The sequence below is a fragment of the Pseudomonas sp. MYb193 genome (assembly GCF_002966775.1).
Taxonomy (GTDB): domain Bacteria; phylum Pseudomonadota; class Gammaproteobacteria; order Pseudomonadales; family Pseudomonadaceae; genus Aquipseudomonas; species Aquipseudomonas paracarnis.
Map to the genome: position 1 here is coordinate 1,116,721 of NZ_CP023269.1, position 25,744 is coordinate 1,142,464.

A 25,744-nucleotide genomic window follows, 5' to 3' on the forward strand; every position below is an offset into this window, starting at 1 on the left:
CGCAATTTGCGCTGAAGCGGTCCAAGCCATGATTAAACAACGCACCCTGAAGAATATTATTCGTGCCACAGGTGTAGGTCTGCACTCCGGGGAGAAGGTATACCTGACCCTCAAGCCTGCACCTGTCGACACCGGCATCGTGTTTGTGCGTGCCGACCTGGACCCTGTGGTGCAGATTCCTGCTCGCGCGGAAAACGTTGGCGAAACCACTATGTCGACCACATTGGTCAACGGTGACGTCAAAGTGGACACGGTGGAGCACTTGCTCTCGGCCATGGCTGGCCTGGGCATCGATAACGCCTACGTCGAGCTCTCCGCGTCCGAAGTCCCGATCATGGATGGCAGCGCTGGCCCCTTCGTATTCTTGATTCAATCTGCCGGCCTGGAAGAACAGGACGCAGCCAAGAAGTTCATTCGCATTCTGCGGGAAGTGACAGTAGAAGACGGCGACAAGCGCGCTACCTTCGTCCCGTTCGAAGGCTTTAAAGTGAGCTTTGAGATCGATTTCGATCACCCGGTATTCCGTGACCGCACCCAAAGTGCAAGCGTGGATTTTTCCAGCACTTCGTTCGTAAAAGAAGTCAGCCGCGCCCGTACCTTTGGTTTCATGAGTGACATCGAGTACCTGCGCAAGCACAACCTCGCACTCGGCGGCAGCGTTGAAAACGCCATTGTGGTCGACGCGGATGGTGTACTGAACGAAGACGGCCTTCGCTACGAAGACGAATTCGTGAAGCACAAGATCCTCGATGCAATCGGTGACCTCTACCTGCTGGGCAATAGCCTGATAGGCGAGTTCAAAGGCTTCAAGTCGGGCCACGCCCTTAACAACCAGCTGCTGCGCAAGTTGATTGAGCAGACAGACGCTTGGGAAGTCGTGACCTTCGAAGATGCCAGCACCGCACCGATCTCTTACATGCGTCCCGTTGCGGCGGTGTAAGTAACAACTCTCTTTCTTTAGTTTTGAAAGGCTGCCTTCGGGTGGCCTTTTTTTATGCCCGACGAATATCCAAATGTGGGAGCTGGCTTGCCTGCGATAGCGGCCTGCCAGTTAGCTTATAGGTAGCTGACCCACCGCCATCGCAGCATAGGTATCTACATAACTCTGTTAGCTCAACGGTAATCACGATGCGAAGCGAGCCGCTCTTGATCTTGATCTGCTTTTGATCTTAGGCGCCCCGTTAAACCACGCTGGCGGATTACGGGCACACCGAGCCTAAGCGAGGTGCCGAGTGGTGGGGCAAGAGCGCTTTGCTTACTTTCGCGCTTTTCGAAAGTGAGCCGCCGTCAGGGCGGAACCCTAAGTGGCCGTTACCGCAGGAATGGATATGTACACGGTCCAACTGTGTTGACTGTCAGGCCGTCTTCGCAGGCAAGCCAGCTCCCACATTGGATCGCGGGGCATCAGTTATATCTGTGTCGGCTGCCAGGCCGTCACGGGAGCAAGCTCCCTCGCCATAGATTTAGCGTCGTGCCGAAGTTGTGTAGATACCTATGGCCATCGCAGGCAAGCCAGCTCCCACATTTGACCTCATCAGTTTGAGTTCTTTGAAACATCCACTATCCGGTTACGGCCGCTGTGCTTGGCCTGATACAACGCCTGATCAGCCTTGAGCAGCAGGTCTTCAAGGGAGGTACGGCTGTGCTTCTGCCAGGTACTCAGGCCGATGCTTACGGTGATCGGTTGCTCATCCCCGGCCACTCTCGGCAAGTGCTGGACCCCCTTGCGGATATGCTCGGCGATCACCCACGCGCCCTTGGCGTCGGTATTGGGCAGCACCACCGCGAACTCTTCACCGCCATAACGCGCCGCCAGGTCGGCAGGGCGGCGGATATGGCTGGCGATCACATGCGCGACTGCACGCAACGCCTCATCGCCGCCCTGGTGACCGTGGCGGTCGTTGAAGGCCTTGAAGTGGTCCACATCGATCATCAGTACGCTCAACGACTCGGTTGAGCGTTGTGCCCGGTCCCATTCCAGCCGCAAGCGTTCGTCCAGCGTGCGACGGTTGGCCAGGCCGGTGAGGGCATCGGTGGCTGCCAGTTCTGACAGCACCTGTTCAGCCCGATGGCGACGGCGCAGTTCCATGCACAGCGCCCAAGTCAGCCACAACAGGCCCACGCACAACACTCCGGTCGCGATGCTGACCAGCCACGCCGCACGCCGCCAGGGTGCGAACATTTCATCGCTGGACAAGGCCACCGCCACGATCAGCGGCAAGTTGCCCACATTCGAAAAACTGTAGAGCCGTGCATGGCGATCGACACTGGAGATACTTTGGAAGCTGCCGTCCCGTTCGCGCAGCATGCGCGCCACATTCGGGCGCTGGCTCAGGTCCTTGTCGACGATATCTACTTCCAGCAGAGGCTCTTGCGCCAGCAGGATGCCTTGGTGGTTGAGCAGGTTGATGGTGCTGTGGCTGCCGATGTTCAAGCTGCTGAACAACTGATGAAAGTACGAGAGGCGCATGGACGCGACCGCCACTCCCAGGAAGCGCCCATCCGGTGACGAAACGCGACGGCTGAACGCGATGCGCCAGGGGTCGGCACACTGGCAGCGCGCCATGAACGGGCGGCTGATATACAAGCCCAGGTCGGGGTTGGTGCGGTGCGCCTGAAAATAGTCCCGATCGGCAAAGTTACCCAGCTTGGGCGTGAGCAGGGACGAATCGGCAATCACCTCGCCGGCCGGGTCCAACAGCAGGATATCGCCCTTGTAGGGCGCCGCTGCAGAACGATCAAACAGCACCAGGTGCCTGATGCTCTCTGAAACGTCTTGCAGGTCGGTGCGCTCGGTGGCGCTGATCAAGCCTTTGAGGGCCATGTCGTAAAGTTCGACATTGCGCAGCACGTCCGCGTCGATCAATTGAGTGATGGTATTGGCGGTGCGCTTGGCCGTCTGCAGGGTATTGGCATGTTCACGAATCAGCAGCGCAGTGACGACCCCCACGATCAGCAACACTGTGAGCGTACTGCCCAGGATCAGCAGGCGCTCCGGGCGGCGGTTGGGGCGGGTAGGGCTTGAACTCATCGGGCACACTTCTGCGTTGAGAATGCCCTTAGCGTAGTAGCAACTCTTAAATATGGCGCAAAGCCAACCTGTAGGAGCGAGCTTGCTCGCGAAAAACTCGAGTGCGCCGCGTGCATTAAGGATGCCCGCGTCATCGTTAACGTTTTTCGCGAGCAAGCTCGCTCCTACCTGTACTCAGAACACGTTGATCGGGTAATCCACGATCACACGGTATTCATCCACATCGCGGTCCACTGCAGAGTAGCCATTGCTGCCGCGATTGGTCGCCCATTGCAGGCGCACGGCCAAGTCCTTGGCCGTGCCGCCCTGCACCACATATTTCAGGTCGATATCGCGCTCCCAGTGCTTGGCGTCCTTGCCATCGGCGCTGTACCAGTTGCTGTAGCCACGACTGTTGGGGTCGACCTTGGTCAGGTCGGTCTTGCCGCTGATGTAGGACACGGCGGACGTCAGGCCGGGCACGCCGAGGCCGGCGAAGTCGTAGGCGTACTTGAGCTTCCAGGAGCGCTCGTTGGGCCCGTTGAAGTCCGAGTACTGCTGGGAGTTGTCCAGGTACACGCTGTCGCCCTGGGTAATGTAGTCGAACGGCGTATTGCCATTGACCCGCTGATAAGTCGCCGTGACGCTGTGGTTGCCCACGCCCACGGTGAAATGCAGGCTGTAGGTGTTGTTGTCGATATCCCCCAGCAGCGATTGGCCGGTGTCCTGGGTATGGTAGTAGTGCACGCCGGGGGTCAGGCTGACCAGGTCGTTCAGGGCATAGGTGTATTCCAGGTCGTAGTAATACTGGTGCCAGACGTCCTTGAGTTCGGAGGCGTACAGGTTGCTGGTCAGCCCCTCGATCCCGCTGAACGACACGCCAGCCCAGTCCAGATGCTGGCTGTCCGTGTTGGCGGGCAGAGTGCCGTAGCTGGTGCCGATGCGCCGATGGCCGCTCTGGTTGTAGAGCTTGGTGAAACTGGCCTGGCCACCTTCGATCATCCAGCCGTCAAAGCTGTGGTTGGTCAGGCTCACGCCACGGAAAGTCTGCGGCAACATGCGCGTCATTCCGCCGGCGATCACCGGGTTGTTGAGGAACAGGTCGCCGGCTTTCAGTTCGGTGTCGAAGGCGCGCAGCTTCAAGGTGCCGCCAGCCGTCGAGAACGAACCTGGCGCTTTGCCGTTGCCGCTGCCATACGGAAGGATGCTGGAACCATCCGTACCACCACCGCCGTCGAGCTTGAGGCCGAGCATGGCATTGACGTCCAGGCCGAAGCCGACGGTGCCCTGGGTGTAGCCGGATTCGAAGGTGCCGATAAAGCCCTGGCCCCATTCCTTGCTGTCATCGGTATGAATATCGCGTCGGTCGCGATTCATGTAGTAGTTGCGGGTGTTGATCGTGAGGTGCGAACCCTCGACGAAACCTTCGGCGGGCGGGGCGTCTGTCGCATGGGCAAGGGGGATGATCGTTGCTGCGATTGCGAGGAATAACGGGGTTAACGTCAGCGAGTTCTTCACCGGTGGAGCTCCTTTGGTCAATCATGAACGGCCAGTGTCGTGGGGTGTGCCCGGCCTTTTTTCACGGCAAAAAAAAGCCGCTGAAGTCAGCGGCTTTAAGACAGATTCCCAGTGTAGAGCCCTGGAAATAAGTCGAGGGAAATTCGGGTGAGTGGTCAGCTGCCTTTGCCGTCGCGCTCATCGATGCGTCAAAGTAACGCAGGCGAGCGGTGCGATACAGAGTGTAACAAGATAATAACTATTGCCCAAACCGCAACAGTGAGGGCCATGGGATCTTCTGTGGGAGCAGGCAAGCCAGCTTCCACATTTTGACCGAGTTGTTTAGATCGGCAGGGTGATACCAAACGTATTGCCACCGCCTTCACTACGCACAAACACATCCCCCCCATGCATCAACGCAATCGCCTTGACGATCGCCAGCCCCAGCCCATGATTGGCCCCGCTGTTGCTGCGCGATGCATCCACGCGGTAGAAACGTTCAAACAGGCGTGGCAAGTGTTCGCTGGCAATGACCTCGCCGGGGTTGGTCACGCCAATCGCCACCTGGTGTGCCTGCACTTCAATGTGCACGTCGATGACGTGCCCCGGCGCGGTGTGTTGCACGGCATTGCTCAGCAGGTTGATCAGTGCGCGACGCAGGTGGGCCTTTTCGATCTGTACCACGGCATCGCCGTGCACGCGCACTTCGACCTGGGCGTCTTCGAGGATGAAGTCCAGGTAGTCGAGGGTGGTGGCCACTTCATCGGCCAGGGCGCTTTCGATCAGCTTGGTGGCCTTGCTGCCCTGGTCGGCGCTGGCGAGGAACAGCATGTCGTTGATGATCGAGCGCAGCCGTTCCAGCTCTTCCAGGTTCGATTGCAGCACCTCGAAATATTGCTCTGCCGAACGGCCGCGAGTGAGGGCAACCTGGGTCTGGCCGATCAGGTTGGTGAGCGGCGAACGCAGTTCATGGGCGACGTCGGCGTTGAACGATTCCAGGCGCGAATACGCCTGCTCGACACGGTCGAGGGTGGCGTTGAACGAATTGACGAACTGGCTCAATTCCGGCGGCAGCGGCGACAGGTGCAGGCGCCCGGAGAGTTTCGGCGGCGCAAGCTTTTGCGCCTCATCCGAGAGTTTGCCCAGGGGCTTGAGGCCGATACGCGCGACCCAGAACCCCAACAGTGCCGCCAGTGTTACACCCACCAGCGCGAGGCTGATCAACGCCACCAGCAAGTGATGCTGGGTGGCACGGAAGTTTTCCGTGTCGATGGCAATCATGAAGCGCAGCGCCGGGCGCTGGTCCTTGGCTGAAAACTGGCTGACCAGCACCTTGAAGGGATAATCGTGATCCGGTAGACGCAGGTCGCGCTTACCCGTGGCGCCCTCGGCAAAGGCACGAATCTGCGCATCCGGCTCACCGTATTCGTAGCTCGGGTCGCTGCTGACCACCCAGAAACGGATGCGCTTGTCTTCTTCCCCCAACAGCTTGAGCTTGGACCTGATCTTGGCCCAATGCTCCGGCGTGCCGAAGCGATTGATCGACGACTCCAGCACGCTGTAGCGCGCATCCAGCTCGGCACCTGGCAACAACCCCAGGCCACGGTCGACCTGCTGGTACAGCGCGCCGCCGATCAACAGAAAGATCAGCAGCGCCACCAGGGTGAACATGCCACTCAGGCGCAGGGCGATGGAATTAGCGACCACTGTGGTTTTCCTGCATGCGGTTCTCCAGCACATAGCCCATGCCACGAATGGTGTGCAGCAGCTTGTGTTCGAACGGCCCGTCGAGCTTGGCGCGCAGGCGCTTGATCGCCACTTCCACCACGTTGGCGTCGCTGTCGAAATTGATGTCCCAGACCATCTCGGCAATCGCAGTCTTGGACAGGATCTCGCCCTGGCGCCGCGCCAATACGCTGAGCAGCGAGAACTCCTTGGCGGTCAGGTCCAGGCGTACACCGTTGCGGCTGGCCTTGCGGCTGATCAGGTCGATCCACAGGTCTGCGACGGTGACCTGCACCGGTTCATGGCCGCCGCTGCGGCGGGTCAGGGCTTGCAGGCGGGCCACCAGTTCCAGGAACGAAAAGGGCTTGCCCAGATAATCGTCGGCGCCTTCGCGCAGGCCGCGGATGCGGTCTTCCACGCGCTCGCGAGCGGTGAGCATGATCACCGGCGTCTGCTTGCGGGCGCGTAAGGCGCGCAACACACCGAAGCCATCCAGGCCGGGCAGCATCACGTCGAGCACGATCACGGCGTAATCGTTTTCCAGCGCCAGGTGCAGGCCCTCGATGCCTTCTCGGGCCACGTCGACGGTATAGCCTTGCTCGGTCAGGCCGCGGTGCAGGTAGTCCGCGGTTTTTTCTTCATCTTCAATAATCAGGACGCGCATGACCGCCTCAGTGTGTGGTCGCCAGCGCAAGCGCTGGTTTGGGCCTGTGGAAAAGCCGTTCGAGGTACAAGTATATGACCGGAGTGGTGAACAGCGTCAGCGCCTGGCTCACCAACAAGCCGCCCACCACCGCGATGCCCAGCGGCTGGCGCAGTTCCGCCCCAGGGCCTGCGCCGAGCATCAACGGCACCGCACCGAGCAACGCAGCAAGGGTGGTCATGATGATCGGCCGGAACCGCGTGACGCAGGCTTCATAAATCGCATCTTCGGGTGACAGCCCGCGTACCCGCTGCGCCTCCAGGGCGAAGTCGATCATCAAGATACCGTTTTTTTTCACGATGCCGATCAGCAGCACCAGGCCGATCAAGGCCATGATCGAAAAGTCCTGGCCCAGCAGCCACAGCATGATCAGCGCACCGAGGCCCGCCGAGGGCAGGGTGGAAATGATCGTCAGCGGGTGCACAAAACTCTCATACAGCACACCCAGGATAATGTAGACCGCTACCAGCGCCGCGAGGATCAGCCAGGGTTGGCTGGCCAGCGAGCTCTGGAACGCCTGGGCCGCACCCTGGAAGTTGCCGATGATTGTGCTCGGCATCCCGATTTCGTTTTTGGCCTGGTCGAGCATGATCACTGCGTCGCCCAGCGCCACGCCGGGCGCGAGATTGAATGACAGGTTGGCGGCGGGGAACATGCCGTCATGGCTGATGGACAACGGCCCGACTGTGGGCGGGTCGACTTTGGCCAAGGCCGACAGCGGCACCATTTCATTGGTCAATGGCGAGCGCAGGTAAAAATAGTCGAGGCTTTCGGCCTTGCCGCGCTGTTGGCTGTCCAGTTCAAGTATCACTTGATACTGGTTGATCTCGGTCTGGAACTCGTTGATCTGGCGCTGGCCGAAGGCGTCGTACAACGCTTGGTCGACATCGGTGGCGGTCAGCCCGAAGCGCGCGGCGGCCTGGCGGTCGATGCTGATATGGGTGATGCTGCCGCCCAGTTGCAGGTCGTTGGACAGGTCGCGAAACGCCGGGTTGGCGCGCAGTTTTTCGGTGAGGCGTTGGGTCCAGATGTTCAGCGTCGGGCCGTCGTTGCTCTTGAGCACGTATTGGTACTGGGCGCGGCTGGGGCCGGAGCTCAGGTTGATGTCCTGGCCGGCGCGCAGGTACAGCACGATGCCCGGCACCTTCGCCAGCTGCGGGCGGATGCGGTCGATGAACTGGCTGGCGGACACATCGCGCTCACTGCGGTCTTTCAAGGCGATCCAGAAGCGGCCGTTGGCGATGGTCTGGTTGCTGCCGGTAACGCCCACTGAATGGGAAAACGCCTGCACCGCCGGGTCGGCCTTGACGATCTCGGCCAGGGCCTTGTGCTTGGCGACCATGTCCTTGTACGACACATCGGCCGCCGCTTCGCTGGTGCCGAGCACGAAACCGGTGTCCTGCACCGGGAAGAATCCCTTGGGAATGAACACATAGCCGACCACCGCCAGGGCCAGGGTTACCACGAAGGTCGCGGCCATGCTGCGTTGGTGCGCCAGGGCACGGCGCAGGTTGCGCGCATAGCCGGCCAGCAGGCGTTCGCTGAAGCTGGGTTTGGCGTGGGCAGGGTGGGTAGGGGCACGCATGAACAAGGCGGCCAGCGTCGGTGCCAATGTCAGCGAAACCACCACTGAAATCAGAATGGTCGCGGTGGCCGTCAACGCAAACTCCTTGAACAACCGACCGACCACCCCGCCCATGAACAGCAGCGGAATAAACGCCGCCACCAGCGAGAAGCTGATGGACACCACGGTAAAGCCAATTTCACCCGAGCCCTTGATCGCTGCTTCGCGCTTGCCCAGGCCAGCCTCCAGGTGCCGATGGATGTTCTCCACCACCACAATCGCATCGTCCACCACAAAGCCCACGGCGATCACGATGGCCACCAGGGTCAGGTTGTTCAGGCTGAACCCCATCACATACATCAGGGCGAAACTGGCCACCAGCGAGACACCCAGCACCGCAGACACAATCAGCGTCGCCGACAGTTGACGCAGGAACAACGCCATCACCGCCACCACCAGCAGGATGGCGATCAGCAGGGTCATTTCCACTTCATGCAGTGAGGCGCGGATAGTCTTGGTGCGATCGGTCAACACGCTGACCTGCACCGAGGCCGGCAACATGCCTTGCAGACGCGGCAGTTCGGCTTGAATGCGGTCGACGGTGTCGACGATGTTGGCGCCGGGCTGGCGCGAAATCACCAGGTTCACCCCAGGCGTATCGCCGGACCAGGCTTGTACGTAGGCGTTTTCCGAGCCGTTGACGACGTTGGCGATATCGCGCAGTTGAACTGGCGCACCGTTCTTGTAGGAAACGATCAGTTGGCCGTATTCCTCAGGGTGAAACAGCTGGTCGTTGGTCGACAGGGTGGACACGCTGTTTTCGCCATAGATCGCGCCCTTGGCCAGGTTGAGGCTCGACTGCTGGATGACCAGGCGTATATCGGCGAGCGTCAGGCCGATGGCCGCGAGCTTGTCTGGGGACGCCTGCACGCGAATCGCCGGGCGTTGCTGGCCGGTGATGTTGATCTGGCCGACGCCGTCGATCTGGCTGATCTGGCGCGCCAGCAGGGTTTCCACGTAGTCGCTCAGCTCAGTGCTGGGCATGCTGCTGGAGCTGACGCTGAGGATCAACACCGGGCTGTCTGCCGGGTTGACCTTCCTCCAGGTAGGCAAGCTCGGCATGTCGCTGGGCAGCTTGCCGGATGCGGTGTTGATCGCGGCCTGGACTTCCTGGGCGGCGGTGTCGATGCTTTTTTCCAGGGTGAACTGCAGGGTCAAGAGGCTGGAGCCCAAGGCGCTGCTGGAGGTCATCTGGGTCATGCCGGGGATGGCGCTGAACTGCACCTCCAGGGGCGTGGCCACCGATGAGGCCATGGTGTCCGGGCTGGCGCCGGGCAGTTGCGCGGTGACCTGGATGGTCGGGAATTCCGCTTCCGGCAGTGGCGCGACGGCCAGGTTCGGGAAGGCAATAATCCCCAGCAACACCATTGCGAAGGTCAACAGCAGGGTGGCGACCGGGTGATCAACGCACCAGGCCGAGGGCGACCGGCTTGCGCTCATGGCTGCACCTGGGCGTCGGCGGTGTGGATCACTTGTGGCGGCTCCTTGAGCACCTCCACCTGCGCACCGGCCTTGAGCCGAGATTGCCCATCGCTGACCAGCACATCGCCGGCCTGCACGCCTTTGATGATATTGATGTCGCTGTTCTGGTAAGCGACCTGCACCGGCACCACCTCGACTTTTTCAGCGCTTACGCGGTACACGAAATGTGAGTCCAGCCCGCGCTGCACCACGGTCGGCGGTACCACCAGGGCGTTCTTGTCGAGGGCCGTCTGGATTTTGATGGTCACCAGTTGTCCCGGCCATAGCTTATGCGCCGGGTTGCTGAACTCGGCCTTGGCCCGCAGGGTGCCGGTGGTGGAACTGATTTGGTTGTCGATCAGGCTCAGGTGGCCTTCGCCCAGCAGGTCGCCGGTCTGGCCATCGGTGTCGGCGCCCAGGTAGGCGTCGACGGTGGCCCGGGTGGGGGCGGCGATCAGGCCCTGCAAGGTTGGCAGCATCTGCTGTGGCAGCGAGAACTCAACGGCAATCGGGTCGAGTTGGGTGACGGTAAACAGCCCCTGGGTGTCGCTCATGCGCAGGAAGTTGCCTTCGTCCACGTTGCGGATGCCCACGCGGCCGCTGACCGGGGAGCGAATCTGGGTATAGGAAAGTTGTACTTGAGCCGCATCAATGGCCGCCTGATTGCCCTGCACCGTGGCCTTGAGCTGGTTGACCAGTGCCTGTTGCTGGTCATAGGTCTGTTTCGACACACCGTCGTCGATGCTCAGCGCCTTGTAACGCTTGAGATTGACCAACGCCACTTGCAACTGTGCCTGGCTTTCACCCAATTGCGCCTTGGCCTGGTCGAGGCTGGCGCGGATCGAGCGGTCGTCGATGGTGGCCAGCAGATCGCCCGCTTTCACTGATTGGCCTTCCTTGACCAGCAGTTGTGTGAGGATGCCGTCGATTTGCGGGCGAATCACCACGCTGTGCAACGACAGCACTGAGCCTATGCCGCTGACAAACCTGGGAACGTCCTGTTGCGCGACGTTCACCACCCGTACCGGGATCGCCGTGGGCGCTGCCAGGCGGGGCTTGGCAGGCCGTGTTACTGCCCAGGCGGCCACCGCCAATACCAAGAGGATGCCCACCATCAGGGCCGTGTTTCGTTTTATCTGCATGGGAGGCGCCGGGGCGCAGTTGCACGTTTTAAGCTGCAAGCTGCCAGTTGAAGGTTGGGTAGCTGCTTTATAGCCCGGTAATGCGGTCAGCACGGTGACGCCAAACTGACAGCCGCGACAGCTAGCGCTTTTTACTTGTGGCTTGAAGCTTACCGCTCGCCGCTTTGCCCCCGTATACTGGCGCTTTTACACCTATAGCTGCGCCGGAGCCCTTATGACTTCCCCAACCCAACCCCCTGTCGACGCGGCTGACCCCGTCGATTCGGCCACCGCCGACGGCGTTGAAAAAGCCGAGATCCCGGCGTTCAAGTTCCCCTTCAAACCGGGTGAGCTGGCTGGCGCCAAGAATGCCAGCCAGCCCTGGTACAAAGGCGGCGCCAAGAACGGCCATACCAAGACGCCAGGCATGGCGCCTCCGGGCACTCGCCGCTCCATGGGTAAACGCTGAGATTAAAGCGTTGCGTGCGTTATAGGCAGTTGCCTACATCGCCCGTGGACATTTCTGCTTGTAGGTCTGCGACCGATTCTTGAAAGCTTGCACAGCGTTTGCTTCGTCCCGATGACGCTCATCGGGGCGTGGTGAGTCAGCTTTCCGGAAAAGGACATTCCCGTGGCCCTGATACACCTTTGTGCGGTGCTTGCCCTCTTGCTCTCGACAAGTGTCGTTGCCGCCGACGTTCAACCGCGGCGTGAAATCCGTTTCGCCGTCGCCGCGCATTTTCCGCCTTTTCAAAGCCGCAATTCTCAAGGGCAATTGGTGGGGCTGAACATCGAACTGGGCAATGCCCTGTGCGAGCAGCTCAACGTGCGCTGTACCTGGGTTGACCAGATCGTCATGGAAAATTTCCCCGCTCTTGAGGCCAGGCAGTTCGACGCGATCATGGGCATGGCGCCCACCTGCAGTCGACGGCGACGGGTGAGTTTCACCCGTGATCTCTACCCGATCACCACTCGGCTGGTGGCGCGTAAAACCTCGGGCCTGCGCCCTAATCGACGGTCGCTCAGGGGCAAGCGTGTCGGGGTGCTGGTGCGCAGTAATCGGGAAGCCTTTGCCCTGTCGCAGTGGGCGCCGGCAGGGGTAATCATCAGGAGTTTCTGGCTCAACGACCAACTGGTGCAGAGCCTGGTTTCGGGCGATATTGACGCGACCCTTCAAGGCGCCGTGGAGATCCGAGAGGCCCTGCTAGACACGCCCCAGGGCTTGGACTTCAATTTCATGGGGCCGCCTGTGTCGTCTGGTCTGCTGGGTAATAGCGTGGCGATTGCGGTGCGAAAAACCGATACCGCGTTGCGTAATGAGCTTAATCACGCGTTTGAGCAACTGATGCACAATGGCGAATACCAACGCATCCTCCAGCCCTATCGCCTCGATGTGTTGCCTGCCCATCCATGAGCGCTATTGTGTGAGTGCAACTCTGCTCCCGAGAGGCGCCTATCTACCTGACACTCCGAGCTCCAAATGTGGGAGCTGGCTTGCTGCGATGACGGCCTGACAGCCTGCGACTATCTAGCTGACGCCCCACAGTTGGATCGAGGGGCGTCAGGGAAATTTTCGTCGAATGGTAGGCCGTCGCGGGAGCAAGCTCCCTCGCCACAGGTCCAGCGTCGCGCTGAAGTTGAGTAGATACCTACGCCAAAATAAGGCCGTAGTAGCCTAAGCCGCCCTCAACGAGATAAACGCATAATTGGCCGGCACCTCAGTGGCAATGCGCGCCCCGGCATCCAGCACCTGTTCAGCGATGTCCATCCCGGACACATGAAACACCCATTCGTTGGCCATTACCGGCTGTTCAACCGCCTGTTCAATGGCCTGGGCAAACGCCTGCATGTCCGGCAGGTACGCGGTAAACCCGTCGCCCTTGAGTGCGGTCGTGCGAATGCCAAGCAACGCGCACACCGCTTCTTTGGTCTGCACGTCATCACGGTCGGCCTGGCGTGAACGGCGAATCAGTTCGGCCAGTTGCGCATCCATCAACTCACCACCGACGATCAGCGCAGGGCCTTGCTCCCAGGATTCCGGCGGGCAGTCCTTGGCGCTTGGGTTCAGTGGGATATGCGGGTTGATCTCCATCGGGTAGATGCGGCACACCAGCGGGCGCCGTTCGTAGATGCGGCAGCGGTTGTCTTCGTCAAGATTCCGGCAGCGTCCGGCGTTGTAGGCGGCAAAGGTAATTGCCACAAACGCCTCGGTATTGCCGCTGGGCACGACCACTGAGCGGCGCTCGGCATGTTCCCGTTGTTGCAGGGGCAGGCCCAGGCCGTTACCCAGAAAGCCCTCCACCAGAACGATGACGTTACCGCCGTCCGCCGCCCAGCTGCGGGCTTCTTCGAGGGTCAGGGGCACATGATGGTCGCTGCAGCATTTACCGCAACCGACGCAGGAAAAGTGTGTGTTCATGGCGGATCTGTCACCAGGCAAGGTCAGAGGGCACGCTTGAGGGGTGACGGGTTTTTACCTCTATCTACCGCTCAGGGGCTCTGGAAGCAAGTTATGCGCCAGTGAGGATCAGCCCTGGGATACGATGTCGCGCAGCACAAATCGCATGCCCGCACTTTCATACAGTTGCCGGGCGCGCAGGTTGCTCTCCAGCACCTTGAGGTCCACATAGGGTTCACCGCGCTGCTTGAATACCTGGAAGCTGTGCAGCAGCAAGGCGCGGCCCAGTCCTTGGCCTTGGGCGCAGGGGTGTACGGCCAGGTTCTTGATAAAGGCGCTGGTCCAGCATTGGGCCACTGCGAGAACACCGTCGTGGTTACTGGCCACCAGGCACAGCGTCGGGTCGTACTCGGCATCGGTGACGAACTGCTGGCGCCACTCATCCAGGTGGCCGACACGGCCACCGCCCTGGTCCTGGGTCATGCGCAGCACGGCATGGATCGCCGGGGCCAGTTCATCGCGATAATGATCCAGTCGGGTATCCGCTGGCCACTGCGGGGCGGGCAGGCTGCCGGTGAGGTCGCGACGCAGCAGCTGGTAATACTCGCCCAAGGCTTACAGGCCCTTTTGCGCCACGGTTTGTGCGGCGACGACCAGGCATTTGGTCAATTCTGGGGATGAGAATTTGGTGAGTACTGAGTCGGCACCGGCCAGGCGTGCTTTTTCGCTGTTCATCGCGCTGTCCAGGGAGGTGTGCAACAGCACGTAGAGATCCTTGAAATCCGGGGTTTCGCGCAGGGTGCGGGTGAGGGCGTAGCCGTCCATCTCAGACATCTCGATGTCCGACACCACCACGTTGATCTGTTCAACCGTGCCTTGCAGCTCCAGCAACACGTCGATGGCTTCCTTGGCGCTGCGGGCGGTGTGGCAGGTAAGGCCGAGGTTGCGCAGGGTGTGGACCGATTGCTGCAAAGCCACCTGGCTGTCGTCCACCACCAGGATGCGGGCGTTGCCCAGCACTTCGGCTTCTTCCATGGTCAGGTCGGTCGGCGCCGCTTCAATCGGTGCCGGGGCGATGCCATGGATGACTTTCTCGATATCCAGCACCTGCACCAGGCCACCTTCCACTTGGGTAACGCCGGTGATAAACGCCCGATTGCCGCCGGAGCCGTAGGGAGGCGGGCGGATATCGGTGGTCAGGCAATGCACGATCTTGCTCACCGCCTGCACGTGCAGGCCCTGTTTGGAACGGCTGACATCGGTGACGATCAGGCAGCCGCCATCCGGGTCTTGCAAGGGCATTTCACCCAGGGCGCGGCTCAAGTCGATCACCGACAACGAAGCGCCGCGCAAGGTGGCGATGCCTTTGACGTGCGGGTGGGACTCCGGCAGCTTGGTCAACGGCGGGCAGGGGATGATCTCACTGACTTTCAACAGGTTGATGGCCATCAGCTTGCCGCTGCGCAAGGTAAAGAGCAGAAGCGAGAGTGAGTCTGCGCGGGCTTTGGTGGTGGACATAAAAACCTTCTGTGGATCAGGGATGACGATCTATAGAGAGTTATCGACTTGGCTGGCCTGGGCTTTAACCGGATTTTTGTGTCGGGCACTGTTTATGTGGGAGCTGGCTTGCCTGCGATACCAATCTGTCAGTCAGCTATTGAGTGACAGATGTACCGCTATCGCAGGCAAGCCAGCTCCCACATAAAGTCCAGTATCAGCCCTTCCAGGCCTGTGGGTTCACCAGATCCTGCGGGCGTTGGCCCAGCAGGGCGCTGCGCAGGTTGTCCACGGCGCGGTTGGCCATGGCTTCGCGGGTTTCACCGGTGGCCGAACCAATATGCGGCAGGGTCACCGCATTGCTCAGTTGGAACAACGGCGATTCAGCCAGCGGTTCCTTTTCGTACACATCCAGCCCGGCACCACGAATGCGCTGGGTTTGCAGGGCTTCGACCAGCGCAGGCTCATCTACCACTGGCCCACGGGAGATATTGATCAGGATCGCGCTGGACTTCATCAACCCCAGCTCCCGGGTGCTGATCAGGTGATGGGTCTTGTCGCTCAACGGCACCACCAGGCAGACGAAATCCGCCTCGGCCAGCAACTGCTCCAGGCTGCGAAACTGCGCGCCCAGTTCCTGCTCCAGCGCGGTCTTGCGGCTATTGCCGCTGTAAAGGATCGGCATATTGAAGCCCAGGCGCCCACGCCGGGCCACGGCCGCGCCGATATTGCCCATGCCGACGATGCCCAGGGTCTTGCCGTGCACATCGCAACCAAACAAAGGCGCGCCCACGCTGGCTTTCCATTGGCCGGCCTTGGTCCAGGCATCCAGTTCGGCCACGCGGCGTGCGCTGCTCATCAGCAACGCAAAGGCCAGGTCGGCAGTGCTCTCGGTGAGCACATCGGGGGTGTTGGTGAGCAGGATCCCGCGCTCGTTGAAGTACGGCACGTCGTAGTTGTCGTAGCCCACCGACACGCTGGACACCACCTCCAGCTTGCTCGCGCTTTCAAGCTGCTCGCGGCCCAGCTTGCGGCCCACGCCGATCAAGCCATGGGCATGGGGCAGGGCTTCGTTGAACTGTGCGTTGATGTCACCCAACTTGGGGGTGGGCACGATCACCTCGAAATTCTGTTGCAGGCGTTCGATCATCGGTGGGGTGATACGGCTGAAGGCCAGGACAGTCTTTTTCATGGCAGAACTCCACTCAACATGTGGGAGCTGGCTTGTCTGCGATGACGGTGTGTCAGCCACTGTTGTGTTGGCTGATCCACCGTCATCGCAGGCAAGCCAGCTCCCCCAATGAGTTTATAGGGGGTGGGAAGCAGCATTTCAAAATCAGTTCGCCATCCGCACACCACCGCTCAACTCATACGCCACCAACTCCGCCTGGTGCGCCGCGAGAATTTCCGGCAACGAACCGCGCAGGTATTCCACCCAGGTTTTGATCTTTGCATCCAGGTATTGGCGCGAGGGGTAGATGGCGTACAGGTTCAGCTCCTGGGAACGGTAGGTCGGCATCACCCGCACCAGTGTGCCGTTGCGTAGCCCTTCGATCGCGGCGTACACCGGCAGCAGGCCGACGCCCATGCCGCTGGTGATCGCGGTTTTCATCGCATCGGCCGAGTTCACCAGGAAGGGCGAGCTGTTGATCGCCACGCTTTCCTGGCCTTCAGGGCCGTTGAAGGTCCATTTGTCCAGCTGGACCACCGGGCTGACCAGGCGCAGGCACGCATGGTTGAGCAAGTCCTGGGGCCGCTGTGCGCAGCCCTTGGCCTTGACGTAGTCCGGCGAGGCGCAGGCGATGCTGTAGGTGATGCCCAGGCGCTGGGAAACGAAACCTGAGTCCGGCAGTTCGCTGGCCAGCACGATGGACACGTCGTAGCCCTCGTCGAGCAAATCCGGCACGCGGTTGGCCAGGGTCAGGTCGAAGGTCACGTCGGGATGGGTGCGGCGATAGCGGGCAATGGCGTCAATAACGAAATGCTGGCCGATGCCGGTCATGGTGTGCACTTTCAACTGCCCGGCCGGGCGCGCATGGGCGTCACTGGCTTCGGCCTCGGCCTCCTCGACATAGGCGAGGATCTGCTCGCAGCGCAGCAAATAGCGTTTGCCGGCCTCGGTCAGCGCGATGCGCCGGGTGGTGCGGTTGAGCAAGCGGGTTTGCAGGTGGGCCTCAAGGTTGGAGACCGCGCGCGAGACGTTGGCCGTGGTGGTGTCCAGTTGCACGGCGGCGGCGGTGAAGCTGCCGGCTTCGGCCACGCAACTGAAGGCGCGCATGTTTTGCAAAGTGTCCATGGAGTGTTCTCAAGGGAGATAGCAAATTGTGACAGAAAGTTACGCTTTCAGTGATCCCTACCAACGGATTATCGCCTGAACGGTAACAAAGATTCACAGGAATGCCAGCTTATCGTCCTCCCTGGCGCCGCCTAGAATTGCGCCACCTCTCCCGCAACACCCTCTCAGGAATTCGCTTGCCGTGCCGCGTCGCATCAGCAGAGAGCTGAAGACTCTCAGTGTTTGGGCCTTAACGTCAGTCATCAGCGGTTGCATCGGAACCGGAGGAATCGCCCCGCAGGGCCAGGCGATCAACGCCAATAGCCTGGCCACCGACGCCGCGATCCAGAGCGCCGCCCGCGACGCCCACTGGCCTACCGCCCAATGGTGGCAGGCCTACGGCGACCCGCAGCTCAACCGTTGGGTCGAACTCGCCACCCGCAACAGCCCCAGCCTGGCCGTGGCCGCCGCCCGTGTACGGCAAGCCCGAGCGCTGGCCGGGGTGGCCGAGTCGGCCGAGTCGCTGCAGATCAACAGTGACACCACCCTCAAGCGCCACAACTGGCCGAAGGATCAGTTCTACGGTCCTGGCGAATTGAGCGGCGCCAACACCTGGGACAACAATTCGTCCCTGGGCCTGAGCTACGCCCTCGACCTCTGGGGCCTGGAAAGCAACACGACCGAACGTGCGGTCGACCTGGCGCACATGAGCGCCGCCGAAGCGCGCCTGGCCCAACTCGAACTGCAAAACAACGTGGTGCGCGCCTATATCCAGCTGTCGTTGCAGTACGCCAACCGTGACATCGCGGCCGCTACCCTGGCCCAGCAACAGCAGATCCTGGACCTGGCCAACAAACGGCTGGCCGCCGGGATCGGCACTCACTTTGACGTCAGCCAGGCCGAAACCCCGCTGCCGGAAACCCATCGCCAGCTGGATGCCCTGGACGAGGAAATCGCCCTGAGCCGTAACCAACTGGCGGCGTTGGCCGGCAAAGGTCCGGGGGAGGGCGCGAAGTTGCAGCGCCCGACCCTGGCCCTCGCCGCGCCGTTGAAATTGCCCTCCAGCCTGCCGGCGCAATTGCTCGGCCAACGCCCGGATGTGGTTGCCAGCCGCTGGCAGGTAGCAGCCCAGGCACGGGGTATCGATGTGGCTCATGCAGGCTTCTATCCCAACGTCGACCTGGTCGGCAGCCTTGGCTACATGGCCACTGGCGGCGGCATGCTGGAATTCCTGGCCGGCAAAAAATTCAACTACAACGTCGGCCCGGCGATCACCTTGCCGATCTTCGACGGCGGCCGCCTGCGTGCGCAATTGGGTGAAGCCAGTGCCGGCTACGACATCGCGGTGGCCCAGTACAACCAGACCCTGGTCAATGCGCTCAAGGGCATCAGCGACCAGTTGATCCGCCGCGAGTCCATGGACAAACAGTCGGCCTTCGCCGCGCAGTCGGTGGCCTCGGCGCAGAAAACCTACGACATCGCCATGGTCGCCTATCAACGTGGCCTCACTGACTATCTCAACGTGCTCAACGCCCAAACCTTGTTGTTTCGCCAGCAGCAGATCGAACAACAGGTGCAGGCGGCACGCCTGAGCGCCCATGCCGAGCTGGTGACCGCCTTGGGCGGCGGCCTCGGTGCTGGCGACGATGTGCCCTCGGCTACCAAGACACTCCCAAGCAAGACTCCGGCGGCGCTCGCCGTGTTTGATCACTGAGTAGGCCTTGATGACTCCCTTGCCTGCACCGCTGCGCTGGCTGCATTCCCTTGAGTGGCGCCGTGGTTTCTTCGACTGGGCACGCAGTGATGGCGTGACCTGGGTGTATATCTTCAAAGTGCTGGTCGCTGCGTTCCTGACGCTGTGGCTGGCCATGCGCCTGGAACTGCCGCAACCGCGCACGGCGATGATCACCGTATTTATCGTGATGCAGCCCCAGAGCGGCCAGGTGTTCGCCAAAAGTTTCTACCGTTTCCTAGGGACCTTGGCAGGCTCGGCGGTGATGGTGCTGTTGATCGCCTTGTTTGCGCAGAACACCGAACTGTTCCTGGGTGCGCTGGCGATCTGGGTCGGCATTTGCACCGCCGGTGCCACGCGCAATCGTAACTTTCGCGCCTATGGGTTCGTGCTCGCCGGCTACACCGCGGCGATGGTCGGCCTGCCGGCCCTGGCCCACCCGGACGGCGCCTTCATGGCGGCGGTGTGGCGGGTGTTGGAAATTTCCCTGGGGATACTGTGTTCGACACTGGTCAGCGCCGCCATCCTGCCGCAGACCTCCAGCGCCGCCATGCGCAACGCGCTGTACCAGCGCTTCGGTGTGTTCGCGCTGTTCGTGACCGATGGCCTGCGCGGGCGCAGCCAGCGCGAAGGCTTCGAGGCCAGCAACGTGCGCTTTATTGCCGAAGCCGTGGGCCTGGAAGGCTTGCGTAGCGTCACCGTGTTCGAAGACCCGCACATGCGTCGGCGCAACGGGCGGCTCAGTCGCCTCAACAGCGAATTCATGAGCATCACCACACGCTTCAACGCCTTGCACCAATTGCTCGAACGCTTGCGCGCCGATGAGGCAGACCATGTGGTGGCAGCGATCAAACCCGGCCTGCAAGACCTGGCCGAAGTGCTCGACAGCTTCTCTGGTCGCGCCCTCACCAGCCCCGATGCCGCGCGCCTGGTCGACCAACTGAGCGCCTACAAGGACGGCCTGCCCGCCAAGGTGCGCAGCCTGCGGGCGAGCTTCCAGGAGGGCAACCCGACGGACGCCGAGCAGTTGGATTTCCACACGGCCTACGAGCTGCTGTACCGCTTCGTCGACGACCTGCACAACTACGCGCAAACCCACGCCTCCCTGGCCGAGCATCGCCATGCACGGGAGGATTGGCACGAAGCCTACACGCCAAAGACCAACTGGTTGGCCTGTGCCGCTGCCGGGGTGCGCGCCTCGTTTATCCTGGTTGTGCTGGGCAGTTACTGGGTGGCCACGGCCTGGCCCAGCGGCGCCACCATGACCCTGATCGCGGCGGCCACGGTGGGCCTGTCTGCTGCCACGCCCAACCCCAAGCGCATGGCGTTCCAGATGGCCTGCGGCACCTTGATCGGCGCCTTGGTCGGCTTTGTCGAAATGTTCTTCGTGTTCCCCTGGATCGACGGTTTCCCATTGCTGTGCGTGATGCTCGCACCGGTGATCATCTTCGGTGCCTTCCTGTCTTCACGCCCGCAATACGCCGGTGTGGGCGTGGGCCTGTTGATATTTTTCAGCACCGGCTCGGTGCCGGATAACCTCACGGTCTACAACCCCTACACCTTTATCAACGACTACATCGCCATGGTCATCGGTATGCTGGTGTGCGCGGCGGCGGGCGCGATCATCCTGCCGCCCAACAGCCGCTGGTTGTGGCGCCGCCTGGAGCAAGACCTGCGTGAGCAAGTGGTGTATGCCATCAGCGGCAAGCTCAAGGGCCTGGCGTCGAGCTTTGAAAGCCGCACCCGCGACCTGCTGCACCAGGCCTACGGCCTCGCGGCCGGCGAGCCGCAGGTGCAGCGCGATTTGCTGCGCTGGATGTTCGTGGTGCTGGAGGTCGGCCACGCGATCATCGAGCTGCGCAAGGAACAGGCAATTTTGCCGGTGCACCCGGCGTATGCCGAGTCGCAGCCGTGGCGTCAGGCGATCCGCGTGATGGGGCGCTCGCTGGTGCGGCTGTTCCTGCAACCCAGCGCCAGCAACCTGGAGCGCGGGTTGATTGCCGTCGACCATGCGATCAGCCGTGTGCAGGCCACCGACGAACCCTTCGCCCCGCACTTCGACACCTCGGCCCTGCGCCGTGTGAAGAGCTACCTGCACTTTATTCGCACCTCGTTGCTCGACCCGCAATCGCCTCTGGCCGCCCTCAAAGGAGCCCCGAATGCCTCGTGAAATTGCATTCCACGGCATCTATATGCCGACCATGACCCTGATGTTCTTGATCGCAGCCGGGCTGGCCTGGGCGATTGATCGCTTCCTGGCCGGGTTCGACCTGTACCGTTTCTTCTGGCACCCGGCGCTGCTGCGCCTGAGCCTGTTCGCTTGCCTGTTCGGCGCCCTGGCGCTGAGCGTCTACCGTTGAGAATGCCCCGATGAAAAAGTTTTTCAGCCTGCTCGCCACCTTGCTGGTTCTGGCGTTGGCGATCTGGATTGGCCGCACGTTGTGGGTGCACTACATGCAAACGCCGTGGACCCGCGATGGTCGCGTGCGCGCCGACATTATCAATGTGGCGGCTGACGTCACCGGCGAAGTGGTGAACGTACCGGTACGCGATAACCAGTTGGTGAAAAAAGGCGACCTGCTGATGCAGATCGACCCCGAGCACTACCGCATTGCCGTCAAGCAAGCGCAATCGCTGGTGGCCTCACGCAAGGCCACCTGGGAAATGCGCAAGGTCAACGCGCACCGCCGCGCCGACCTCGACGCCCTGGTGATCTCCAGGGAAAACCGCGACGACGCCAGCAACATCGCCGACTCGGCCCTGGCCGATTATCAGCACGCCCTGGCGCAACTGGAGGCCGCCGAACTCAACTTGAAACGCACGCGAGTGCTGGCGGCGGTGGACGGTTATGTCACCAACCTCAACGTGCACCGTGGCGACTATGCGCGCATCGGCGAAGCGAAAATGGCCGTGGTGGATATGAACTCGTTCTGGGTCTATGGCTTCTTCGAAGAAACCAAACTGCCCCATGTGAAGGTGGGTGATAACGCCGATATGCAATTGATGAGCGGCGAGACCTTGAAGGGCCATGTGGAAAGCATCTCGCGCGGCATCTACGACCGCGACAACCCCGAGAGCCGTGAACTGATCGCCGATGTGAACCCGACCTTCAACTGGGTGCGCTTGGCCCAGCGTGTGCCGGTGCGGATTCATATTGATGAAGTGCCGGAGGGCGTGTTGTTGGCGGCCGGGATTACCTGCACCGTGATCGTCAACCCAACACAAAACTAAACTGTGGGAGCTGGCTTGCCTGCGATAGCGGACTGTCAGTTGAAGTATTTGTAGCTGACACACCGCTATCGCAGGCAAGCCAGCTCCCACAGTTGACCGTGTCAGGCTTTGATAAAGGTTTCATGCAAGTGCCGCCACAGCAGCGCGCCACTGGCCTGTTTCTCGAACACCACCGTGGCGCGGCGGTCGGTCTGGGTGCCACTGTCGTCAATCTGATGCTCGCGATACGTGACCGTCGCGCCGCGTGCATGGCGGTCAATCCCGGTCATTTCGCTCAAGGTGATTTTCAACCCCGGACGCATCCCGCCCAGGCGCGTGAACAAGGCATTGACCCCTGCCGTGTTGACCCGCGTACCGGTGGCGGGCGCCACCATGCTGAACTCGGGTGAGAAGCGCGCCAGCAGGTTTTCCAGCGTGCCCTCAGGCGCAACGCCGGCAAACCATTGTTCGATCTCGACGTGGGTCTGGATCACTTCTTCAAAAAAATCACTGTAGTCAATCATGCTTGGGCTCGCTGCAAGGGTGAAGCAGCGTGCGTATCCTGGAAGCATCCAGGCGCAACACTGCGAAAAGCGGCAACAGGGTCAGAGCTGCCGCCATCGTGAAGGTAATCGCGAAGGAATCCAAGGCCGACAGTACTGCACTGAGCACGGCGGCGCCTACGCAGAAGCTCACTTGCCGGTTCATGTTCCACAACGCGCTGGCGTGGCCCATGCGCTCGGCGGGAATATCCAGAAAGGCCAGGGTTTGTGCGGTGCTGCTGCACAAGCTGCCGCCCAGGCCCATCAAGACGTAGGCCGCAATAATCAGCGTCGGCTCGTTGAGCAGCAGGATACCGCCGCATTGCAGCGCCATGCCGGCCAGTAACAAGGGTTTGGGGCCAAAGCGATTGAAGAGTCGCTTGCTCAGGTAGATCGCCACGGCCGAGGCCAGTGCCCACGGCAGCATGAGCGCGCCGGTCTGGGTGGCGTCATACTCCAGGCCACGCACGTAGAGGATAGCGATCAGGCTGGTGCCGATAAATACCCCCGGAATACACAGGTAAACCAGCATTGCCACGCGCAGCATCGGGCTGGCGGCTTGTTTGAACACACTGCCCAGGTCCAGGGGCGGGCGCTCGGTTAAAGGCACATCGGGTTTTATCCACAGCAGCGCCAGCAGCAGGGTCACTAGCGCCAGAGGCAGGTTGGCGTAGAAAATCCAACGCCAGGACAGGCTGTCGACAATCACCCCACCCAACGCCGGGGACAGCGCTGGCACCAGCAACGCCACCGACATCACCCGCGCTGTCAATTGGCTGCGCTCGGCCGCGGGAAAGTGTCGGTAAGCCATGGCTTGCCCCACCGGAATCAGTAAGCCGCCGCCGAGCCCCTGCAAGGCGCGCCAAGCTATCAACGCTTCGATGGAGCCGGCTTGGCCGACCATAACCGATGCGCCGGCAAACAGCAGCAGGCTGGTAGCGATCAGGGTGCGCTCGCCCATGAGCGCCGCCAACCACACACTCAAGGGAATGATCACTGTCAGCCCGAGCATGTAGGCATTGCTGATCCACGCCAACTGGGTGACCGAGGCTTGCAATTCGCGAGCGATATCCGGGTAGGCGACGGTGGCGACAAACATGTTCACCAGGTCCAGGGCAAAACCCAATAAAAAGATCCAGGCGACTTTCGAGCGGTAGGTCATGAACGCGTTCCTGCGAGTGAAGCCGGCAGGGTAGGCCGCAGACAGGGTTTGGGATACGTTGGTTTGCCTGCTAGTTTGTCAAAATTATTTTGACAAAGGAGGGCGTTCACCATGGTCAGCCTGGACCGTTTTGACACTTTCAAGGCCGTGGTCGAGGCCGGCTCGCTCACCGCTGCCGCGGACCTGCTGGGCCAGACTCGCGCCGTGGTCAGCTTCAACCTCAAGCGCCTGGAAGCGGAACTCGGCGTCACCCTGCTGACCCGCAACACCCGCCAACTGGCACTGACCGACGCGGGTGAGCGCTTCTACCTGCGCTGCACGCGCATGCTTGAAGAGGCCCGCCTGGCGGTAGAAGAAGCCCGCAGTGAACATGCCCAGCTCAAAGGCACCCTGCGTATCACCACCACTGTCGAATATGCCCTGGCTGTAGTTGCTCCGGCGGTAGAAGCCTTTCGACGCCTGCACCCGGACCTGAATATCCACTTATCCACATCCTCCACCCACGCCGATCTGATCTCCGAACGTTTTGACGTGGCGATTCGGCTGGGGCGCTTGCTGGACTCCAACCACCGCGCCGTGCAGTTGTCCACATTCGACGTGTTCGCCGTCGCGGCGCCGCAGTTTGCCGCAGTTCAAACCCTGGCTGAGTTGGAGCAGTTGCCCAGGCTGGGCCACGGCCGCTTGAGCGAACTGAGCGTCACCGACCCGGCAGGTCTCGAACACCCTTATCGAGCCGGCCCGTCAGCCTTGGTGGCCGACAGCGCGGCGGTCCTCCAGGCATTTGCGGTGCGCGGCCACGGTGTGGCGGTTTTACCGCAATGGTTGGTGCAGGGGGATGTCGACGCGGGACGCTTGGTGCGCCTGTTGGCGGACCACCGCTTTGCGCCGCAAGGGGTTTACGCGATGTATCCGGACACGCGGCATTTGCCGCTGAAGGTGCGGGCGTTTATTGATTTCATGAAGCCTTAGAGCCTACCGCCCAAGCCAAAGCGCTTCTTCAGCACCTTCTCCAACAACCCCTTGGGCAACAGCGCCGCCATCAACGGCAACGCGCGGCTGCCGTTACCCGAACGCAACAGGCGCGGCGGTTGCGCTTGCTGCACCGCCTTGAGCACGTCTGCAGCAAACTCACTGGCCGGGGTTGGCTTGTCCTGGGACGCTTGGCTGCGCGCACGAATGCCGTCGCGCAATGGCCACCATGGCGACTGTTCCTGGATCAGTAACTCGGCCTGGGCGCCGGCATTCTTCGCAAAGCTTGTATTGATCGCACCGGGCTGCACTTCCATCACCCGCACGCCAAACGGTGCCAGCTCCATGCGCAGGGCGTCGCTCAAGGCATGTACGGCGGCTTTGGATGCGCAGTAGGCGCCGGCGAACGGCGTCACCAGTACGCCGGAAACACTGCCGATATTCACCACCAGGCCCCTGCTGCGACGCAAGGCAGGAAACAGCGCCTGGGTCACGCCGACGATGGAAAACACATTGGTTTCGAATTGGCGTTGCATCGCCTCGGTACCGCCGTCGAGCAACGGGCCCATGGCGCCGTAGCCGGCGTTGTTGACCAGTACATCCAGCTCGCTCAATTGCTCGGCCAGAAGTTGTAAAGCGGCGCTGTCATTGACGTCCAACTGCACAGCATTGAAGCCTGCGACCGCGAGGGCGGCGACGTCATCGGGTTGGCGGGCGCTGGCCCATACCTCGAAGCCTGCGGCTTTGAACGCGTCGGCGAGGGCGCGGCCGATGCCGCTGGAGCAACCGGTGATCAGTACGTTGGGCATGGGTCCATC

General features: G+C 61.5%; 22 protein-coding genes. 8 read left to right on the forward strand and 14 right to left on the reverse strand.

The features are described from left to right. Nucleotides 1-28: 28 nt before the first annotated feature. Nucleotides 29-940 (forward strand): UDP-3-O-acyl-N-acetylglucosamine deacetylase, encoded by a 912-nt coding sequence (lpxC, locus tag CLM72_RS05180; RefSeq protein WP_003171886.1) that lies wholly within the window; start codon nucleotides 29-31, stop codon nucleotides 938-940. Between the two features lie 594 nt (nucleotides 941-1,534). On the opposite strand, the gene CLM72_RS05195 is transcribed toward lpxC, so the two are convergent. The 6 genes from CLM72_RS05195 to CLM72_RS05220 all read right to left on the reverse strand — a co-directional run bounded on the left by CLM72_RS05195 (nucleotide 1,535) and on the right by CLM72_RS05220 (nucleotide 11,162). Beyond that, nucleotides 1,535-3,031, reverse strand: coding sequence for a diguanylate cyclase (locus CLM72_RS05195; protein WP_105225804.1), 1,497 nt, complete (start codon nucleotides 3,029-3,031; stop codon nucleotides 1,535-1,537). A gap of 174 nt (nucleotides 3,032-3,205) precedes the next feature. Next, nucleotides 3,206-4,528, reverse strand: a complete 1,323-nt coding sequence (locus CLM72_RS05200) for an OprD family porin (protein ID WP_105225805.1) — start codon at nucleotides 4,526-4,528, stop codon at nucleotides 3,206-3,208. 321 nt (nucleotides 4,529-4,849) lie between these two features. Continuing rightward, a complete protein-coding gene (locus CLM72_RS05205) occupies nucleotides 4,850-6,214 on the reverse strand; it encodes a heavy metal sensor histidine kinase (RefSeq protein WP_105225806.1) in 1,365 nt (454 codons plus the stop codon). Next, nucleotides 6,204-6,896: a heavy metal response regulator transcription factor gene (locus CLM72_RS05210; RefSeq protein ID WP_014716981.1), complete on the reverse strand. Its 693-nt coding sequence runs from the start codon at nucleotides 6,894-6,896 to the stop codon at nucleotides 6,204-6,206. Before CLM72_RS05210 ends, CLM72_RS05205 begins: the two co-directional genes overlap by 11 nt. 7 nt (nucleotides 6,897-6,903) lie before the next feature. Continuing rightward, nucleotides 6,904-9,999: a multidrug efflux RND transporter permease subunit gene (locus tag CLM72_RS05215; protein ID WP_105225807.1), complete on the reverse strand. Its 3,096-nt coding sequence runs from the start codon at nucleotides 9,997-9,999 to the stop codon at nucleotides 6,904-6,906. Continuing rightward, on the reverse strand, nucleotides 9,996-11,162 hold the full coding sequence (locus tag CLM72_RS05220) for an efflux RND transporter periplasmic adaptor subunit (RefSeq protein WP_105225808.1): 1,167 nt from the start codon (nucleotides 11,160-11,162) through the stop codon (nucleotides 9,996-9,998). Before CLM72_RS05220 ends, CLM72_RS05215 begins: the two co-directional genes overlap by 4 nt. A 214-nt stretch (nucleotides 11,163-11,376) precedes the next feature. Here CLM72_RS05220 and CLM72_RS05225 point away from each other — a divergent pair, with 214 nt between their 5' ends. Beyond that, complete coding sequence (locus tag CLM72_RS05225; protein WP_105225809.1) at nucleotides 11,377-11,610, forward strand: hypothetical protein; 234 nt, start codon at nucleotides 11,377-11,379, stop codon at nucleotides 11,608-11,610. Nucleotides 11,611-11,772: 162 nt separating this feature from the next. Next, the gene (locus CLM72_RS05230) at nucleotides 11,773-12,555 is read left to right on the forward strand and encodes a transporter substrate-binding domain-containing protein (RefSeq protein ID WP_034126351.1); all 783 of its coding nucleotides are present in this window, start codon (nucleotides 11,773-11,775) and stop codon (nucleotides 12,553-12,555) included. A 261-nt stretch (nucleotides 12,556-12,816) separates the two neighbouring features. Here the strand turns inward: CLM72_RS05230 and CLM72_RS05235 are convergent, their stop codons facing one another. From CLM72_RS05235 to CLM72_RS05255, 5 genes are all read right to left on the reverse strand, one after another. Further along, nucleotides 12,817-13,560 carry a YkgJ family cysteine cluster protein gene (locus tag CLM72_RS05235; protein ID WP_105225810.1) on the reverse strand — a complete coding sequence of 248 codons (744 nt, stop codon included), beginning with the start codon at nucleotides 13,558-13,560 and terminating at the stop codon, nucleotides 12,817-12,819. A 108-nt stretch (nucleotides 13,561-13,668) separates the two neighbouring features. Beyond that, nucleotides 13,669-14,151, reverse strand: a complete 483-nt coding sequence (locus tag CLM72_RS05240) for a GNAT family N-acetyltransferase (RefSeq protein WP_105225811.1) — start codon at nucleotides 14,149-14,151, stop codon at nucleotides 13,669-13,671. Nucleotides 14,152-14,154: 3 nt separating this feature from the next. Then, nucleotides 14,155-15,057: a chemotaxis protein CheV gene (locus CLM72_RS05245; protein ID WP_014716988.1), complete on the reverse strand. Its 903-nt coding sequence runs from the start codon at nucleotides 15,055-15,057 to the stop codon at nucleotides 14,155-14,157. 196 nt (nucleotides 15,058-15,253) lie between these two features. Beyond that, nucleotides 15,254-16,228 carry a D-glycerate dehydrogenase gene (locus CLM72_RS05250; protein WP_105225812.1) on the reverse strand — a complete coding sequence of 325 codons (975 nt, stop codon included), beginning with the start codon at nucleotides 16,226-16,228 and terminating at the stop codon, nucleotides 15,254-15,256. A 144-nt stretch (nucleotides 16,229-16,372) separates the two neighbouring features. Further along, nucleotides 16,373-17,332: a LysR family transcriptional regulator gene (locus CLM72_RS05255; protein WP_034126355.1), complete on the reverse strand. Its 960-nt coding sequence runs from the start codon at nucleotides 17,330-17,332 to the stop codon at nucleotides 16,373-16,375. A gap of 181 nt (nucleotides 17,333-17,513) precedes the next feature. Between CLM72_RS05255 and CLM72_RS05260 the strand changes: the two genes are divergently transcribed. Genes CLM72_RS05260 through CLM72_RS05275 form a run of 4 tightly spaced genes read left to right on the forward strand, consistent with a single transcriptional unit; the run spans nucleotide 17,514 to nucleotide 22,274 of the window. Continuing rightward, nucleotides 17,514-19,025 carry an efflux transporter outer membrane subunit gene (locus tag CLM72_RS05260; RefSeq protein WP_105225813.1) on the forward strand — a complete coding sequence of 504 codons (1,512 nt, stop codon included), beginning with the start codon at nucleotides 17,514-17,516 and terminating at the stop codon, nucleotides 19,023-19,025. A 10-nt stretch (nucleotides 19,026-19,035) separates the two neighbouring features. Then, nucleotides 19,036-21,213, forward strand: coding sequence for an FUSC family protein (locus tag CLM72_RS05265; RefSeq protein ID WP_105225814.1), 2,178 nt, complete (start codon nucleotides 19,036-19,038; stop codon nucleotides 21,211-21,213). Then, nucleotides 21,203-21,403, forward strand: a complete 201-nt coding sequence (locus tag CLM72_RS05270; protein ID WP_005784982.1) for a DUF1656 domain-containing protein — start codon at nucleotides 21,203-21,205, stop codon at nucleotides 21,401-21,403. The genes CLM72_RS05265 and CLM72_RS05270 overlap by 11 nt, the downstream gene beginning before the upstream one ends. A 10-nt stretch (nucleotides 21,404-21,413) precedes the next feature. Next, a complete protein-coding gene (locus CLM72_RS05275) occupies nucleotides 21,414-22,274 on the forward strand; it encodes an HlyD family secretion protein (protein WP_105225815.1) in 861 nt (286 codons plus the stop codon). 101 nt (nucleotides 22,275-22,375) lie between these two features. Here the strand turns inward: CLM72_RS05275 and CLM72_RS05280 are convergent, their stop codons facing one another. Both CLM72_RS05280 and CLM72_RS05285 read right to left on the reverse strand, forming a co-directional pair. After that, nucleotides 22,376-22,777, reverse strand: a complete 402-nt coding sequence (locus CLM72_RS05280; protein ID WP_034126358.1) for a hypothetical protein — start codon at nucleotides 22,775-22,777, stop codon at nucleotides 22,376-22,378. Continuing rightward, entirely contained in the window at nucleotides 22,770-23,957 is a 1,188-nt protein-coding gene (locus CLM72_RS05285; protein ID WP_105225816.1) for an MFS transporter, read from the reverse strand. The genes CLM72_RS05280 and CLM72_RS05285 overlap by 8 nt, the downstream gene beginning before the upstream one ends. A 111-nt stretch (nucleotides 23,958-24,068) precedes the next feature. Here CLM72_RS05285 and CLM72_RS05290 point away from each other — a divergent pair, with 111 nt between their 5' ends. Further along, nucleotides 24,069-24,926 carry a LysR family transcriptional regulator gene (locus CLM72_RS05290; protein ID WP_054919259.1) on the forward strand — a complete coding sequence of 286 codons (858 nt, stop codon included), beginning with the start codon at nucleotides 24,069-24,071 and terminating at the stop codon, nucleotides 24,924-24,926. Here the strand turns inward: CLM72_RS05290 and CLM72_RS05295 are convergent. After that, nucleotides 24,923-25,735: an SDR family oxidoreductase gene (locus CLM72_RS05295; RefSeq protein WP_105225817.1), complete on the reverse strand. Its 813-nt coding sequence runs from the start codon at nucleotides 25,733-25,735 to the stop codon at nucleotides 24,923-24,925. The genes CLM72_RS05290 and CLM72_RS05295 overlap by 4 nt on opposite strands. Between the last annotated feature and the right edge of the window lie 9 nt (nucleotides 25,736-25,744).